At 45.4% G+C, this 16,315-nt stretch carries 13 protein-coding genes; 2 read left to right on the plus strand and 11 right to left on the minus strand.

Translation table 11 applies throughout. The features are described from left to right. Positions 1 to 239 precede the first annotated feature (239 nt). A complete protein-coding gene (locus SST62_RS0104690; protein WP_029186485.1) occupies positions 240 to 1,130 on the plus strand; it encodes a helix-turn-helix domain-containing protein in 891 nt (296 codons plus the stop codon). A 309-nt stretch (positions 1,131 to 1,439) separates the two neighbouring features. Here SST62_RS0104690 and SST62_RS0104695 read toward each other — a convergent pair whose 3' ends face one another. From SST62_RS0104695 to SST62_RS0104745, 11 genes are all read right to left on the minus strand, one after another. Next, positions 1,440 to 1,700 carry a type II toxin-antitoxin system RelE family toxin gene (locus SST62_RS0104695; protein ID WP_029179226.1) on the minus strand — a complete coding sequence of 87 codons (261 nt, stop codon included), beginning with the start codon at positions 1,698 to 1,700 and terminating at the stop codon, positions 1,440 to 1,442. A gap of 1 nt (position 1,701) precedes the next feature. Next, positions 1,702 to 1,923 (minus strand): type II toxin-antitoxin system RelB family antitoxin, encoded by a 222-nt coding sequence (relB, locus tag SST62_RS0104700; protein WP_024391430.1) that lies wholly within the window; start codon positions 1,921 to 1,923, stop codon positions 1,702 to 1,704. Positions 1,924 to 2,032: 109 nt separating this feature from the next. Then, positions 2,033 to 2,818: an L-threonylcarbamoyladenylate synthase gene (locus SST62_RS0104705; RefSeq protein WP_024391429.1), complete on the minus strand. Its 786-nt coding sequence runs from the start codon at positions 2,816 to 2,818 to the stop codon at positions 2,033 to 2,035. Between the two features lie 59 nt (positions 2,819 to 2,877). After that, a complete protein-coding gene (gene leuD / locus SST62_RS0104710) occupies positions 2,878 to 3,471 on the minus strand; it encodes a 3-isopropylmalate dehydratase small subunit (protein WP_029186486.1) in 594 nt (197 codons plus the stop codon). Further along, entirely contained in the window at positions 3,471 to 4,862 is a 1,392-nt protein-coding gene (leuC, locus tag SST62_RS0104715; protein WP_029186487.1) for a 3-isopropylmalate dehydratase large subunit, read from the minus strand. Before leuC ends, leuD begins: the two co-directional genes overlap by 1 nt. Next, positions 4,859 to 5,911, minus strand: coding sequence for a 3-isopropylmalate dehydrogenase (gene leuB / locus SST62_RS0104720; protein ID WP_029186488.1), 1,053 nt, complete (start codon positions 5,909 to 5,911; stop codon positions 4,859 to 4,861). Before leuB ends, leuC begins: the two co-directional genes overlap by 4 nt. A gap of 8 nt (positions 5,912 to 5,919) precedes the next feature. Beyond that, the gene (locus SST62_RS0104725) at positions 5,920 to 7,482 is read right to left on the minus strand and encodes a 2-isopropylmalate synthase (protein WP_029186489.1); all 1,563 of its coding nucleotides are present in this window, start codon (positions 7,480 to 7,482) and stop codon (positions 5,920 to 5,922) included. Positions 7,483 to 8,210: 728 nt separating this feature from the next. After that, positions 8,211 to 8,444 carry a GlsB/YeaQ/YmgE family stress response membrane protein gene (locus SST62_RS0104730; protein WP_029186490.1) on the minus strand — a complete coding sequence of 78 codons (234 nt, stop codon included), beginning with the start codon at positions 8,442 to 8,444 and terminating at the stop codon, positions 8,211 to 8,213. A gap of 378 nt (positions 8,445 to 8,822) precedes the next feature. Then, positions 8,823 to 10,064, minus strand: coding sequence for an aminopeptidase (locus tag SST62_RS0104735; RefSeq protein WP_029186491.1), 1,242 nt, complete (start codon positions 10,062 to 10,064; stop codon positions 8,823 to 8,825). A gap of 699 nt (positions 10,065 to 10,763) precedes the next feature. Beyond that, positions 10,764 to 11,366 (minus strand): nitroreductase family protein, encoded by a 603-nt coding sequence (locus tag SST62_RS0104740; RefSeq protein WP_029186492.1) that lies wholly within the window; start codon positions 11,364 to 11,366, stop codon positions 10,764 to 10,766. 144 nt (positions 11,367 to 11,510) lie between these two features. Next, positions 11,511 to 15,902: a PolC-type DNA polymerase III gene (locus tag SST62_RS0104745; RefSeq protein ID WP_029186493.1), complete on the minus strand. Its 4,392-nt coding sequence runs from the start codon at positions 15,900 to 15,902 to the stop codon at positions 11,511 to 11,513. Positions 15,903 to 15,984: 82 nt separating this feature from the next. On the opposite strand from SST62_RS0104745, the gene SST62_RS1000000112995 reads away from it, so the two are divergent. Continuing rightward, positions 15,985 to 16,113, plus strand: coding sequence for a hypothetical protein (locus SST62_RS1000000112995; protein ID WP_032499340.1), 129 nt, complete (start codon positions 15,985 to 15,987; stop codon positions 16,111 to 16,113). The last annotated feature ends 202 nt before the right edge of the window (positions 16,114 to 16,315 follow it).

A 16,315-nucleotide genomic window follows, 5' to 3' on the forward strand; every position in this document is an offset into this window, starting at 1 on the left:
TTCTCCCAATCATTTAGGAGAATTCCTATTTTTTATAAGAGTCGGAGTAACTGGAGACTTTTTCAGTGGGCTCCTTAAAAATAAAGTATTTTTATCCAGCTGCTTCATCAGGTTACTCCTTTTATCAGCCTATTTTCTATATACAAAACATAATGTTTCCACATTATTATGATATACTATTTTTACAAATATTCTTTATTTTGTTACATATTTTCACAGTTTTTTGAAAGGAGTAGATTATGCGGTGGGATTACGGAAGTGTTTACAGAGAAATTCGAAAAAGCAAACATTTGAGTCAGGAACAGATTTGTGGGGATTATCTCAATCGGACTACTTTGGTTCGCTTCGAGAAAAATCAGACTATTCCTAGCTATGAGCTCATGCGTTTCTTACTCAAACAGGTGGATATGACCTTCGAGGAATTTGAATACCTCTGCAACTACTATCAGCCCAGCCAACGCCAACAATTGCTCTATGATATAGATAATCTCAGAAATCCGACCACTAAGATAATGGAGGATTTGATAAAGCGTTGCAATGACCATTTAAAAAAAGACCCCAATGATGGTCCTATCCGTCGAAAATGTCAACTTTTAGAAACCGTAGTAGCCATTCGAAAAAGCACTTCTTTCAATCAGCTTTCCGAAGAAGCTGAAACCCTTTCAAAACTTCTGTGGTCAGAGCTAGAACGATATGATAACTGGTACCATAACGATATTATCTTGGTCGGCACTCTTCTGTCTAAGATTTCTTCACTTGATAACCTTGAAGAAACTGCCAATCTTCTTCTAAAACGATTGGAAAAATACAAGGATTACAAGCGAATCCAGCCGACCATACTCTCACACTATCAATCTCTTTCTTATTTTTTCTTGGAACAAAAACAGTACAGCAAGTCTACTTTTTTTGCCACCAAACTCATGGAACTAGCCAAACAAGAAAAACGCTATGACCAACTAGCCCGTGCCTATGTCTACCTAGGCATAGCCCAAAACAAGCAGGAACTGATTGACAAAGGACTACAAATCTTGGAACTGACGGACGAGAAAAGACTAATCGACAACCTCCAATTTCTTATCAAACAACACCAAACTGAGGCTGGGCAAAAAGTCCAGACTCGCTTCTCATAGTTCGTGTCAACATCTCAGCGCAGTGGTTGATTGGCAGATTTGTTCGCGTTTCACACTCCAAATCTGACCTCTACGACTGATGCGAACAAAGTTCGCTACATCTCCAACCTCAAACTGTCTCCCAGACAGTTTGAGCTGTGCGGGGGTGGGAGTGAAACAGTCTGGGGATAGACTGTTTCAGGTCAACAACTTGAAACGAGAAATTGTTGACGAACTCTTTTTTAGACCAGTCGAGTTCTTTCTCACTCCCAGTTTTTTATGTACGAAAAAACGACCCTTCCGGATCGTTCTACTTCATATTAACAGCTATTAGTAAATATCTCTACGATGACCAAATTCAAGTGCCAGAATAACCATTCTATCATCTTGTATATCGCAAATCAGCCGATAATCACCGATACGATAACGCCACTCATTGGCATGATCTCCTGTCAATCCCTTGCCATGCAACCTCGGATTAACTGTACCATCTAAGTGTTTATCCACCCATGCAAATAATAATCTTTGGATTGGCTTATCCAATTTTCTGATTTGTTTCTGTGCCTTCTTAGAATACTCTACATGGAACATATTACAGACCAAGTTCCTTCTTGAAATCCGCATGACTGATGGTTTCAGGATCTTTCTGGTACTCCTCGTAGGCTTGATGGTAAATGCTCAAATCATACTCATCCTCAATATCACGCTCAAGTGCCTTCTTAAATAAACTTGAAAGACTTTGACCAGTCAATTGAGCATAGCTCTTGAAAAATACTTCTTCCTCTTTGTTTAATCGGATAGTTACTGTACTCATCATCTTACCTCGCTTCTATGTGTTACATTGTAGCACATTTTGCAAAAATTGTAAAGCCATTCTGATAGACTGGAGCAAAAACGACCCTTTCGGATCGTTCTACATTATCTTAATAGTATTCCCCTTGTCTATAATCCCAAGAGTTGAAGTGGTCTGACAAGTGCATCATGATTTTGTCGATGTCCAGACCCTTACGAATGACAACTGGGCATGGGCTGATAGAACGGCTATCTGCACCTTGTTCTGGGATGAGTTTACCATCTTTGTCTACCATAGACACCATAACCCCTTGCTCATAGCGGGTTTCGATGGTCTTGTCTGGCTGGATAGATGCCACATAGTCGTCCGCCTCGATAATCAAGTCTACCTTAGATGCGATACGCTCACCAATACCTTCTACCTTACCACGATTTCCCTTACCTGATGGGTTAGCAGATGAAGCGTAGACCATACGGCCTTCTTTTTCCCACATTTCCTTGGCAATCTGCTCGCCAGCCACACCAAACTTGATAACAAAGCATGAAGTCCCACGAACGTCGGTCATCAACTCTTCACGACCATCGCCATAAGCCTGCAACTTGGCATAAGCCTCTGGTTTCCAAGGCAGGATACAACCCAACAAAATGTCCTCATCCCAATGTTTTTGGTAGAAGGCATCAATCTCAGGAGTCAACTGAGCCAACTCACGAAGCTCCTCCATGCTACCACAAAGGACCACGCCCGGCTTATTACGCTTACGCTCTTTGGCATCAAATTTACGCTCCAAGCCAGCCTTGTCAGATGTCATGATGATGTAACCAACCTTAGTCGGACAGACAATCACGCCTCCCTCACCCTTGATAATGTCAAGACCTTCTTGTGAAAGTGCGCCATCCCAGTGAATTTGTTTCGTCATAATCATTTCCTCTTTTCTTTTGTTTCATAGCAGAGCGACCTGCTTGTTTTCTAATAGTTTTAGTTTTGCCAGTAGCTTGGTCTATTTCGTTCATACTCAGCAATCAAATCCTGATACTGCAATGTAATACCAATATCATCCAAGCCATTGAGCAACTTGTGTTTCCAGTCCTGTTCGATATCAAATGGGAATTCCCCAAACGGCGTCCGTATCAACTGGTCTGCCAAGTCAACCGTGATTTCTTGGTCAGGAGCCAGCTGAGCCAATTGGTCCCTGACTTCTTTGGGCTGGATAATGGGCAGAATCCCATTGTTCAAGTCATTGTTGTAGTGAATATCCCCGAAGGAGCCTGCAATGATGACCTTGAAGCCATAATCTGCCAGAGCCCAAGCAGCATGTTCCCTAGAAGAACCTGCTCCGAAGTTATCCCCAGATATGAGGATACTAGCTCCTTGATACTCAGGCTGATTGAGAATGAAATCAGGATTATCCGTGTAGTCATCATCCAAGTACCGCCAAGCATAGAGCAGATACTTGCCAAAGCCCTTTTTGTCAATCAGCTTGAGAAACTGCTTGGGCAGGAGCTGGTCGGTATCAATATTATCATTCATGAGCGGAACGGTTGTTCCTGTCCATGTGGTAAATTGGTGCATTAAACTCCCTCCTTGAGAATGTCTAGCTGTCTAGTGTCGACAAATCGTCCATAAAGTGCCGCTGCGGCAGCCATAGCAGGACTACACAAGTGGGTCTTGGCCCCAAAGCCCTGTCGGTCTTCAAAGTTTCGATTACTTGTAGAGGCGCAGTGGACACCTGCAGGTACCTTGTCTGGATTCATACCCAGACACATGGAGCAACCTGGATCTCGCCATTCAAAGCCTGCCTCCATGAAAATTTTGTCTAGCCCAAGCTTTTCTGCAGCTCGCTTGACAGGGCGACTACCTGGTACGACAATAGCCGTAACCTGCTCTGCTATTTTCCGCCCCTTAACAATCCTAGCTGCCAGCTGCAAATCGCTGAGGCGAGCATTGGTACAAGAGCCTAGGAAGACATAACCAACGGGAATGTCCGCAGCCTTTTGCCCAGGAGCTAAGTCCATATAAGCGTAGGCCCGCTCGTCGTTGTGATCACGGATAGCTGGGAAGGTTTCATCAAAGCTAACCCCCATAGCAGGCGTCGTTCCCCAAGTGACCATCGGTGCCAAGTCCGACACATCAAGGACCAGGTGCTTGTCATAGACGGTGTCGGCATCTGAGTAGAGCTCCTTCCAGTCTGCCACCGCCGCCTCAAAGTCCGCTGGTGCACACTCACGACCTCGCAGGTAGTCAAAGGTAGTCTGGTCTGGAGCCATAATGCCCATCTTAGAGCCGAACTCAATGGACATATTGCAAATGGTCATCCGCTCTTCCATGCTGAGTCGGTCGATGACTGGACCAGCAAACTCCACCACGTGACCCAAACCACAATCCACACCGTAGCGGGCAATCAGAGCCAGGATAAAGTCCTTGGCATAGACACCTGCTTGGGTCTGACCGACAAATTCCACTAGAAGTCGCTTGGGCTTGACCTGCCAAATGGTCTGGGTAGCCAAAACGTGCTCCACTTCAGAAGTACCAATCCCAAAGGCAATGGCTCCAAAGGCTCCGTGTGTCGCCGTATGGCTATCCCCACAAACGATGAACTTACCTGGCTGAGTCCGACCTGTTTCTGGTCCAACCATGTGGACAATCCCCTGATGTTCCGAACCATGGGCTGCATGGGGAATGCCGAAATCTTCTATATTCTTCGCCAAGGCATCCATCTGAGCCTTGGAAATGACATCACGGATATTGTGAATATCAACGGTTGGTACGTTGTGGTCAAAAGTCGCAAAGGTCAAGTCTGGGCGCCGAACAGGTCGCCCAGTATCCCTCAATCCTTGAAAGGCCTGGGGACTGGTCACCTCGTGGACATAATGTTGATCAACATAGAGGAGCTGGGGCTGACCTTCCTGCCCTGTAATCACATGGCGATCCCAGAGCTTATCGAAAATGGATTTGCCACTCATGGTGACCTCCTTTCAAGTTGTTCAATAATAGCCGCTGTCATTTCTTTGGTAGAGGCGCTACCACCTAGATCTTTGGTGAAAATCCCCTGTGCAAAGACCGTTTCAACTGCCTGGCGAATGGTCTGACCTGCTTGGATCAAATCAAAACTTTCTTCCAGCATCATGGCAACAGATAGAATCATACTGACAGGATTGGCAATGCCCTGACCTGCAATATCGGGTGCCGAACCATGGATAGGTTCGTAGAGACTGGGACCTGCCACCGCATGACTAGCAGAAGGCAGAACCCCTAGCGTTCCTGTTAATACGCTGGCCTCATCCGACAAAATATCTCCGAAAAGATTTTCCGTCACCAAGACGTCAAATCGACTAGGATTGGTAATCAAAAGCATGGCTGCACTATCCACCAACTGGTGCTCCAAGGTCACATCTGGGTAGTCCTTAGCCACCTCATCCGCTACCTTCCGCCACAATTTTGACGTCGCCAGTACATTTTGCTTATCAATGCTGGTGACTTTTTTCCGTCTTTTTCGGGCTAGGTCAAAGGCAGAGCGGACAACCCGCTCAATCTCTTCTGCCTGATAGGTATTGCTATCGCTGGCTTGGTCTGTCTCCAGAATATGCTCTCCAAAATAAATCCCACCTGTCAACTCTCGTACCATGACCAAATCCACACCGTCCAGCCGGTCGGCTTTCAGAGGAGAACAGTCTTTCAGGCTATCAAAAATTTTGACCGGACGGATATTGGCAAAGAGACCCAATTCCTTCCGAAGTTGAAGCAAACCTTGTTCTGGTCGAACAGCTGCAGCATCATATTGAGGGCTACCGATAGCTGCTAACAAAATCGCATCCGCCTGACGGCAAGCTTGTAAGGTAGCATCTGGTAGAGGATGGCCAGCCGCATCAATACCAGCGCCACCAAAAGCTCTCTCCTCAATCTCATAATCAAATCCTACTTGCCCAGCAACAGCCTCGAGGACTGCTAGGCCAGCCTCCATGATTTCAGGACCGATTCCATCACCAGCCAAGGCTACAATTTTTTTCGTCATATTTCCTCCTAGCTAGTTGGCAACTCTTTCTCAGATAGTTTCTTAGCAATCTGTCCGCTATTTTCTTTCTGTACCATGACATTGGCATGAATATAGGCAATTGCAGAAGCTTTCAATACGTCAAAGTCAATACCAGAGGCGTTAAAGACTGTTTCCGTTGCCTTGTTTTCTACGGCGACAAGCACACGCGCCTGGGCATCGATTCCATCGGTAATGGCATCGATATGATAACGTTCCAAACTGATCTCTTGGTGGAAGAATTGGTCAATGGCATTAAAGACAGCCTCAACCGAACCTTTGCCTGACTCCACAACAACCACTTCTTCCCCATCCTGATTGATAAAGATGACCTGAGCCTGAATGCTTCCGTCAGACTGACTATCCAAACGCAAATCTTTAAATTGGAAACCATCACGATTGCTGATTTCTGTCCCAGCTACCAAGGCACGAATATCTGCGTCCGTAATTTTTTCTTTCTTATCCGCCAGATTTTTAAAGCGAGCAAACAAACTAGCAACATCACTTTCTTCAAAATACAAGTCTAATTCTTTCAGCTTTTCCACAAAGGCATGGCGACCAGATAGTTTACCCAGTGGCAGAGAATTTTTCTTGACCCCTACCAACTCAGGTGTAATGATTTCATAAGTCAATGGATTTTTCAAGACACCATCTTGGTGGATACCTGACTCGTGAGAGAAGGCATTGCCACCGACCACCGCCTTATTGCGTGGAATGGCAATCCCAGAAAATCGAGAGACCAATTCCGAAGTATTGAGCGTTTCCTTAAGAACAATCGGACTGGTCACATCGTAAAAATCTTTCCGAATTTCAAGGGCAACAGCTACTTCTTCAAGGGCCGCATTTCCTGCCCGCTCACCGATACCATTGATAGTTCCTTCAACACGACCGGCACCGTTTTTTATAGCTGAAAGGGTATTGGCAACAGCCATACCGAGGTCATTGTGGCAATGAGGACTGAAAATAATCTCACGGTCCGATTTGACGTTGCTTGTCAAGTAACGGAAAATTTCTCCGTAATGCTGAGGAGTCGTAAAGCCGACTGTATCTGGAATGTTGATATAGGTCGCACCTGCATCTACCGCTGTCTGCACCACTTGAAGCAAATAATCTAACTCAGTCCGCGTCGCATCCTCTGGCGAGAACTCCACCACCTCAAAACGCTCACGCGCATAGCTGACATGTTCCGTGATTTGCGCCAAAATTTCTTCTTTGGACTTTTGAAGTTTAAATTCACGGTGAATGGGACTGGTCGCAATGAAAACATGGATCTGCGGATACTTGGCATCTTTCAGAGCCTCGTAACAAGCGTCAATGTCTGACTTGACTGACCGAGCCAAACCTGTTACAGCCGTCTTGGTCATAGCCGCCGCAATCTGACGAACCGCTTCAAAAGAATCAGGACTGGCCGCTGGGAAACCCGCTTCAATGGCAGAAATCCCCCATTTCTCCAACTGCTTGGCGATGGTCACTTTTTCCTTGATAGAAAAATTCACACCCGGCGTCTGTTCACCGTCCCGTAAAGTCGTATCTAAAAATTCAATCACACGCATAAGAATACCTTTCTAAACAAGCCTAACTTTAAAATATAAAATAACTAGGTAGCTAATTCATTAGTCTAAAGTTCTTGACAGTCCATTCAACTTACTTTTAGTACTAGCTCCAACAGTCAGAGTAGTGACTGTTGGAGGTGGGAAATAAAGCGAACTTAGTTCGCATCAAAAGCTACAGTCAGAGTAGTGACTGTTGAAGGTTGGAAATAGAGCGAACTTAGTTCGCATCAAAAGCCGAAGACAGCTTGCATAGTCCAGTGGACTGTGCAAGGTGGGAGATTAGACTTGCAAAGCAAGTCACATCCGTGGAGTACGGCAAAGCGAGTTCAAATAATGATGAAATTATTTGAAGTTGGAAATAAGGAAACGAAGTTTCCTCATTCGTCGCAGTAATAAAAGAAAAGGGGATGGACTGTGGTAAAAAGAAAACACCTCGAGGATTATTACCCGCGAGATGTTGTCAACAGCGCCCGCTTGGTAAGCCAAACAGGACTAATGCTACCTAGTGCACTAGCCCAACCGTCGCAACAACAAAGTAAAGTTTGTAGTGACAGGTTTCATTTGACTTTTTCCTCTCTGTGTTTTACTTGTTTTCTATGATAACCCACTTTTTTTCACTTGTCAATACAAATGTTGAAATTTTCTGAAAAATCCGAACAATACGGCAATTCACGCAAATTCACATAATAAAACCAAACCTCATCAGAAGTTTGGTTTTACAGTTCATTTTAATTCCGTCTAGAACTGCTAAAAATTGCCACTAGTAATACTGCTCCAAAGACTGACGGTACCAGGGCCATACCAGCAAACTGTGGTCCCCAATCACCAAAGAGCAACTGCCCAATCCATGAACCAGCGAGACCAAGGATAATATTTCCCAGACAACCACGACGGTCATCTGACGAAGTCAAAGCACCTGCAATTAAGCCAATAATGGCACCTGCGATAATACTTGGTAACATCTTGTTTTCCTCCTATTCTTACAAAATGGGAGTGGGAAAGAACTCGACTAGGTCAAAAAGAGTTCGTCAACAAGTCTTTATTTCTAGTTGTTGAGCTGAAACAGTCTATTCCCAGACTGTTTCACTCCCACCCCCGCATAGCTCCAAAGGTTCGGGGAACCTTTGGAGGTTGGAGATGAAGCGAACTTTGTTCGCAACAGTCGTAATGGTCAGATTTGGAGTGCAAAACACGAATTGCTGAGATTTGCTTCGCAAATCTTATCTCCAACCTTTAACAGTCCACTGGACTGTTAAACCCAATCAACCACTGCGCTGAGATGTTGACACGAACTCTGAGAAATGACACTGGGCTTTTTGCCCAATTTCATTCAAATATCATTAGATAGCCCACTCACCGTCACGGAAGATTGGTACACGAGTACCATCTTCACGGATACCGTCAATGTTCATCTTGTTAGAACCAATCATGAAGTCCACGTGAACATCTGAGCGGTTGAGACCAGCTTCTTTAAGCTCTTCTTGGCTCATTTCTGTACCACCTTCGATAGAGAAGGCATAGGCTTGACCAATCGCCAAGTGGTTTGAGGCATTTTCATCAAAGAGAGTGTTGAAGAAGGTCACACCTGATTGAGAAATCGGGCTCTTGTCTGGCACAAGGGCAACTTCACCGAGACCGCGTGCACCAGCATTGTCAAAGACCAATTTCTTCATGACTTCGTCACCTTTTTCAGCAGTCACATCCACGATTTCACCATCTTTGAAGGTTACTTTAATGCCTTCGATAATGTTACCATTGTAGCTGAGTGGTTTTGTTGACGTTACATAGCCGTCTGCCACACGATAGTCAGGCGCTGTGAAGACCTCTTCTGTTGGCATGTTGGCAATAAAGTGTTCACCTTGGGCATTGACCGAACCAGCCGCTTCCCACAAGTGATTCTTCGGCATACCGAGAACAAGGTCAGTTCCTGGTGCTGTGTAGTGCAATTTGACAAACTGCTCGTCGTTCAGAACCTTAGCCTTAGCCACCAAGCGTGCCTCATGCTCTTCCCAAGCCTTGATTGGATCTTCTTCGTAGATACGGCAAGTCTTGAAGATTTGGTCCCAAAGGAGGTCCACTGCCTCTTCGTCAGACGCTGCATTTGGGAAGACTTTTTTAGCCCATTCCAAACCAGAGGCTGCACCAAGTGTCCAGCTGATTTTATTGGCTTGCGTTGCTTGACGCATTGGCTGCAAAGCTTGGCTAAGTGCACGAGCGTTGCGAGACAATTTCTCTGGATCCACACCGTCGTAAGCTCCTGGATCTTCTGACAAGACAACTAAACGGCTAGCCTTGCGCTCCAAGAGGTAGTTCATTTCAGTAACACGTTGTGGATGAACTTGTTCCAAGAGTTCCACATCTACATTGACCAGACGCTCACGCGCAATCACGTCGTCCAACCAGTTAACCAAGACTTCCTTAGCACCGTAAGCGTATGCTTCTTTGACAATCAAACGAGCCAATTCAGCCTGTTCCACACCGATAGTCAATTGAACCGTGTGACCTGGCTGCACATTGATACCTGTTGATACCAAGAGTTTGGCATATTTAGCAAGATTTTCTTTAAAATTTGGTAATACCATATTCTTCTCCTTTGAAATGTAATACTAGATTATTGTATCATATTTTGAAGCTGGGCTGACAAAAAAACTTCCTGCTGATACAGGAAGTTGGAAAGGTTAGCTCTGGGAGATAGTTAGAGCTGGGAGATAAAGCGAACGGAGTTCGTGTCAAAAAGCCGAAGGTATAACCCCGCTCCTCTCTTGTTTTAAGGGAGCAGAGTGTAAAGCTCCAGTGGAGCTTTACACTCACCAAGGTAAGCTGACAACGGATATTTCCAATTTTCGCAGGGTAAAGTTTTCAGTTTGCTTTTATTACTAGCTCTAACTGTCTGGGAGACAGTTAGAGGTTGGAGATAAAGCGAACGAAGTTCGTGTCAACAGCTGTAGGCTACTTCAACAGTCAGAGTAGTGACTGTTGAAGGTTGGAAATCTTACTTACGATAGTAAGTAACGCTCGTAACGTACGCCGAAGCGAGTTCAAACAATCCAGTGGAGTGTTTGAAGCTGGAAATAGGGAGTGAGAAAGAACTCGACTGGTCTAAAAAAGAGTTCGTCTTCTCACCCCCGCACAGTTGATTAGGTCAGATTTGGAGTGTAAGACACGAACAAATCTGCCAATCAACCACTGCGCTGAGATGTTGGTACGAACTCTGAGAAGTGGCGCCGGGCTTTTTGCCCAGCCCTCAACCGCCGACGTAATAAAGCAAACTGTAAACTTTATTAGTTACCAAAAACTTTTACACGGTCACTATCCGCCATGTATTCTTTATCTGCTGCTGGAGCTGCAATGCTACCGAATGGTGCTTGTGCACGGAGTTTCCAGTTAGCTGGGATACCGTATTTTTCAGCAACTTGTGCATCAACCAATGGGTTGTAGTGTTGTACGTTCATGCCGATATTTTTCTCAGCGAAAGCCAACCATACTGCGTACAAGTTGATACCGTGAGCTTGCTCAGACCAGATTGGGAAGTTTTCAGCGTAAAGTGGGAAGTTTTCTTGTAAGCCTTTCACCACATCTTGGTCTTCGAAGAACAAGATAGTACCAGCACCAGCCGCAAAGCCTGACAAACGACCTTTTGTTGCTTCAAATGCTTCTGCAGGTGTTACTTTTTCCAATTCGCTGTAGGCAATTTCGTTCCAGAAAGCGTCTGATTCAGCACCGAAAAGCACAACGGCACGGCTTGATTGTGAGTTGAAAGCTGATGGAGATTCTTTCATGGCTTTTTCTACAAGCGCTACTACTTCTTCGTTTGATACTGGCAATTCTTTACCAAGTGCATAGATAGAACGACGAGTTTCTTGAAGTTTTGCAAAGTTTGACATAGGATTTCCTCTTTTCTTATTGTTACTACATAGTAGTTTTTATCACTATGTAGAGATTATATACCTATCAAAAACATTAGTCAAGAGTTTTGATTTCTTTTTTATAAAAAAAATTCACTGCTTCAAAAGAAACAGTGAACAAGTTTAAAACAAATCATCAAAGAGACTGAGCTGATTATCCTCTGGCATTTTGCCTAGAATACCCATTTCATCCATTTTTTCAACAAGAGTGCTAGACAATCCACCACGTTTACGGAGTTCTGTCTTAGAGAGGAATTCTCCCTCGGCACGCGCCGCCACAAGCTGCTTGGCTACGTTTTCTCCCAGACCATCCATAGCGACGAATGGGGGGATGAGGGTGTCTTCTTCAATCAAGAAGTCAGTCGCATGGGACTTGTAAAGGTCCAATTTACCGAACTTGAAGCCACGTTCCAGCATCTCGTTGACCAATTCAAGCGTGGTGTAGAGGTCCTGTTCGACGTTTGAGGCTTCATTGTTCTTCTTCTTGAGAGCAATTTCTTCCATCTTGGCCTTGACTTTATCTAAACCACCTGACATGGTCGCCAAATCAAAGGCCTTGGCCCGAATAGAGAAATAAGCACAATAATAGTAAATTGGATAGTGAACCTTGAAATAGGCAACCCGCAAGGCCATCATAACGTAGGCAGCCGCGTGGGCTTTAGGGAACATGTACTTGATTTTTCCACAGGATTCTATGTACCAGTCTGGCACCTTGTTATCCTTCATGGCTTGGATATAGCCATTTCGCTCCTCCTCGGAAATCTTGAGCCACATGCCCTTCCGCACCCGTTCCATGATGTTAAAGGCCATCTTAGGTGGCAAACCTGCGTGCATGAGATAAACCATGATGTCATCCCGACAACCGATAACAGTAGATAGATTAGCAATTCCTGCCTTAATCAAGTCCTGGGCATTGCCCAACCAAACGTCTGTACCGTGCGATAGACCAGATAACTGCAAGAGTTCCGAAAAAGTGGTCGGCTTGGTCTCCTCCACCATCCCCCGTACAAAGTTGGTTCCGAATTCCGGAATACCCAACATACCTGTCGGCGTCCCAATCTGCTCTGGGGTAACTCCCAGAATTTCCGTACCAGAAAAGAGGGCCATCACTCCCTTGTCATCAGCAGGAATGGTCTGCGGATCAATGCCTGACAAGTCCTGCAACTTGCGAACCATGGTCGGATCATCGTGTCCCAGAACATCGAGTTTCAGGACATTTTCATCAATATCGTGGAAGTTAAAGTGGGTGGTCTGCCAGTTGGCCGTCACATCATCGGCAGGATACTGGACAGGCGTAAAGTCATAAACATCCATGTAGTCAGGGAATACGATAATTCCCCCCGGGTGCTGACCAGTCGTCCGTTTGACACCGGCCGCTCCAGCCGCCAAGCGTTCCACTTCCACATCACGGTAGAATTTGCCATAATCTCGCTCATAACCTCGGACAAAACCATAGGCAGTCTTCGCAGCCACCGTACCAACCGTTCCTGCACGGAAGGCATTTTCTTCACCAAAAATATCCCGAACATCCAAATGGGCAGAGGGTTGGTCATCCCCAGAGAAGTTCAAATCAATATCGGGAACCTTATCTCCATCGAAACCAAGGAAGGTCTCGAAAGGAATGTCCTGGCCATCTTTTTTATATTTGGTCCCACACTTTTCACAATCCTTGTCTGGCAGGTCAAAACCAGAACCATAGGAACCGTCTGTGATAAATTCACTGTGTTGACAATTTGGACAGACATAGTGAGGAGGCATAGGGTTTACTTCTGTAATCCCAATCATGGTGGCCACGAAACTGGAGCCGACAGACCCCCGTGAACCAACTAGGTAGCCCCGCTCGTTGGAACGGTGCACCAACATCTGCGACGCCAGGTAAATCACGGCGAAGCCATTACCCAGAATGGACGTCAATTCCTTCTCAATTCGCAGGTCAATAATATCAGGCAGAGGATTGCCATAAATTTCAAAGGCTTTTTGATAGGTCAATTCCGCAACCGTTTCCTCAGCCTTCTCAATATAAGGTGTATAGAGATCGGTCTTGACTACCTGAACATCTTCAAAACGGTCGACCATGGCATTAGGATTGGTAATGACAATCTCTCGCGCCAGACTTTCTCCCAAGAAGGCAAACTCGTCCAACATCTCGCTGGTCGTTCTAAAGTGAGCCTTAGGCAGTGGTGCTGGTTGGGCATTCTCACCATTTCCGATGGTCCAGTTAATCGGTGCCCCTTGACCTAGAGCACGAACAATGATTTCCCGATAGATTTCCTCTTCGGGGTCAATATAGTGAACATTTCCTGTCGCCAAAACTGGCAGACCTACCCTACGTCCTACCTCAATCAACTGCTTGATGGTTTCTTCAATCTCTGCCATGTCCTTAAACTGCTCCTTGGCAATCATGGGAGCATAGAGGGCAGGTGGCATGACTTCTATAAAATCATAATAGGCTGCCGTTTTAACCGCTTCATCTATCCCTTTGGAGAGCAAGTCATCGAAGACCTCGCCCTCTTGACAGGCTGTTCCCAATATTAAGCCTTCACGATGGGCATTGAGAACGGTCCGTGGAATACGTGGAACTCCCTCAAAATACTTGGTATTAGAAAGAGAGACCAGTTTGAACATATTTTTCAAACCAACCTGATTGATCACATATAACGTGGCATGCTTGACACGAGCCTTCTTATAGGAATCCTCCGCAATCAGCTCCGTATTTAGCTGGTTGAGATTGGTCAAATTGTGCTTCTCCAGAGCATCTTTTAGGAAGATGAAGAGCAGGCGCCCTGTCGCCTCCGCATCGTAATTGGCCATGTGGTGGTGTTCCAGCGCAACACCAAATCGCTTGGTCAAGGCCGCCAAACCGTGCCGTTTGTAATCAGGATAGAGGTTGCGTGCAAATTCCAGAGTATCGATGACTGGCTGACTAATAGTCGGCAGACCGGCACGTTCATAGTTGACATTCATAAAGCCAACGTCAAAGGTCGCATTGTGGGCAACCATGACGGAATCCTGACAGAAATCTTGAAATTCACGCAGGACTTGTTCCAAGGGCTTGGAACCACGCACATGCTCATCTGTAATCCCCGTCAACTCGGTCGTAAACTGACTCAGAGGATGACCTGGATCGATAAATTCATCAAATTCCGCAATAATATTGCCCTTGTGCATCTTAGACGCCGCAATCTGAATCAGGGCATTGTTGACTGCAGAGAGACCGGTTGTTTCCACGTCAAAGACCACATAGGTTGCTTCGGACAGGACTACATCTGCTTCGTTGTAAGCAATGGGCACAGAGTCCTCGACAATATTGGCCTCCATCCCGAAGAGGGGCTTGATTCCAGCTTTACGGGCAGCATGATAGCCATGGGGGAAGGATTGGACATTACCATGGTCAGTAATGGCCACCGCCTTGTGTCCCCAAGCCGCAGCACGTGCCACCAAGTCCTCAACAGCAGGCAGGGCATCCATGGTAGACATGTTGGTATGAGCATGAAACTCGACCCGTTTCTCCCCTTCAGGCATAAGGTCCTTACGGATTTCCTTCTTGACCTCTTGGACTTCCTGCACGTTCATGGTCAAATCACGAGTGAAATTATTGGTCTCCACATTGCCTCGCACCCGCAACCAGTTACCCTTTTTGACCATATCAAACTTCTTAGCCTCTTCCTCATTCTTAGCCCACTTCTGCAAGGTGAAGGACGAAGTATAGTCGGTCATCTTAAAGTTGATAATGACCCGCCCCGTCTTGGTCGTCTTCTGCTCAACCTCAAAGACCAGTCCCTCAAAGACAATCCGGTTCTCCTCGCTATCCACCTCAATCATAGGCGTAATCTCAGCCTTTTCGATATTGACCTTGGTAGGACGATTTTTCTTATATTCTGGGACAAATGGCTGAGCTGCTTCTGGTGGTGGCGCCATTTGAGCCAGTTGTTCAAGGGCCGCCAAGTTTTCTTCATTAGCCTGCTGGTAAATTTCCTCATTTTGCGCATGGAAAATCTCCGCTTGTTGCTGCGTCATTTCCTGACAGACTTGGATGTCCACCGCAAGATTGCCAAAACCAAATCGCTTGTATTGCTCCACAAGATTTGGCAGATGATTCTTCCGAAAATGATCTGTGTCAATGGTTTCAGGACCTTTTATCCACAAAACACCATCTCTATAAGTCACCTCTAATGGCTGAAAAAGAGCCTTGAAGCCTGCACTCTGGCACAAATCTTCCGTAAAGGCTTCTGGATAATAGGCTTCTACCAAACCAGCTTCAAAGGCTTCCGCATCACTGACAATAGAAAATTGAATCTTATTGCCCACCTTTTCAAACTCCGTCGCCAAACGAGCCTTGAAGAGTTGATAGTCCATGAGCGGCAAGGGGGTTTCAAAACGGAAGGTAAATTCCCAGAGTTTGCTGACCTTGTGCAAGACCACTTTCTCAATCGTTGCAGTCGAAAAAGCCCCTGATTGCTGGGCATCAAGAGGCATCCCGATTTGTTGAAGCAAGAGTTGAAACTTATCTGACATGACCATTTCCTTTGTAGTTTGTTAGAAACATTTTACCATAAATGGAAGAATTTTTCTTGGACTAGATGAGGTTTTATACTCAATGAAAATCAAAAACAGACTAGGCGACGCAGATGCAGATAGAACTGAAGTTCATCAAATCAAGTCAACAACGACTGATTTTGATTTTCGAAGAGTATTAGTTTATGATTATGCCGACAAATCAAGGTAGGAATTGAAAGGAATTGCCTATTTATGATACAATCAGTTTAAAAATACATGGAGACAATCATTATGTGGGAAACAATTTTCATTGAGTACGGCATCTTTTTCCTCAAAGTAGTGACCTTCCTCCTTGCCGAGCCCACTGAAAAAGTCTCCAGTTACTCCGACTCTTATAAAAAATAGGAATTCTCCTAAATAATTGGGAGAAT

Source organism: Streptococcus suis YS56 (assembly GCF_000440115.1).
Taxonomy (GTDB): domain Bacteria; phylum Bacillota; class Bacilli; order Lactobacillales; family Streptococcaceae; genus Streptococcus; species Streptococcus suis_L.

Bases quoted from the DNA above. Each gene is read 5' to 3' on its own strand.
- SST62_RS0104690 (WP_029186485.1), top strand. From the start codon at position 240: ATGCGGTGGGATTACGGAAGTGTTTACAGAGAAATTCGAAAAAGCAAA.
- SST62_RS0104695 (WP_029179226.1), bottom strand. From the start codon at position 1,700: ATGTTCCATGTAGAGTATTCTAAGAAGGCACAGAAACAAATCAGAAAA.
- relB (WP_024391430.1), bottom strand. From the start codon at position 1,923: ATGAGTACAGTAACTATCCGATTAAACAAAGAGGAAGAAGTATTTTTC.
- SST62_RS0104705 (WP_024391429.1), bottom strand. From the start codon at position 2,818: ATGACGAAACAAATTCACTGGGATGGCGCACTTTCACAAGAAGGTCTT.
- leuD (WP_029186486.1), bottom strand. From the start codon at position 3,471: ATGCACCAATTTACCACATGGACAGGAACAACCGTTCCGCTCATGAAT.
- leuC (WP_029186487.1), bottom strand. From the start codon at position 4,862: ATGAGTGGCAAATCCATTTTCGATAAGCTCTGGGATCGCCATGTGATT.
- leuB (WP_029186488.1), bottom strand. From the start codon at position 5,911: ATGACGAAAAAAATTGTAGCCTTGGCTGGTGATGGAATCGGTCCTGAA.
- SST62_RS0104725 (WP_029186489.1), bottom strand. From the start codon at position 7,482: ATGCGTGTGATTGAATTTTTAGATACGACTTTACGGGACGGTGAACAG.
- SST62_RS0104730 (WP_029186490.1), bottom strand. From the start codon at position 8,444: ATGTTACCAAGTATTATCGCAGGTGCCATTATTGGCTTAATTGCAGGT.
- SST62_RS0104735 (WP_029186491.1), bottom strand. From the start codon at position 10,064: ATGGTATTACCAAATTTTAAAGAAAATCTTGCTAAATATGCCAAACTC.
- SST62_RS0104740 (WP_029186492.1), bottom strand. From the start codon at position 11,366: ATGTCAAACTTTGCAAAACTTCAAGAAACTCGTCGTTCTATCTATGCA.
- SST62_RS0104745 (WP_029186493.1), bottom strand. From the start codon at position 15,902: ATGTCAGATAAGTTTCAACTCTTGCTTCAACAAATCGGGATGCCTCTT.
- SST62_RS1000000112995 (WP_032499340.1), top strand. From the start codon at position 15,985: ATGAAAATCAAAAACAGACTAGGCGACGCAGATGCAGATAGAACTGAA.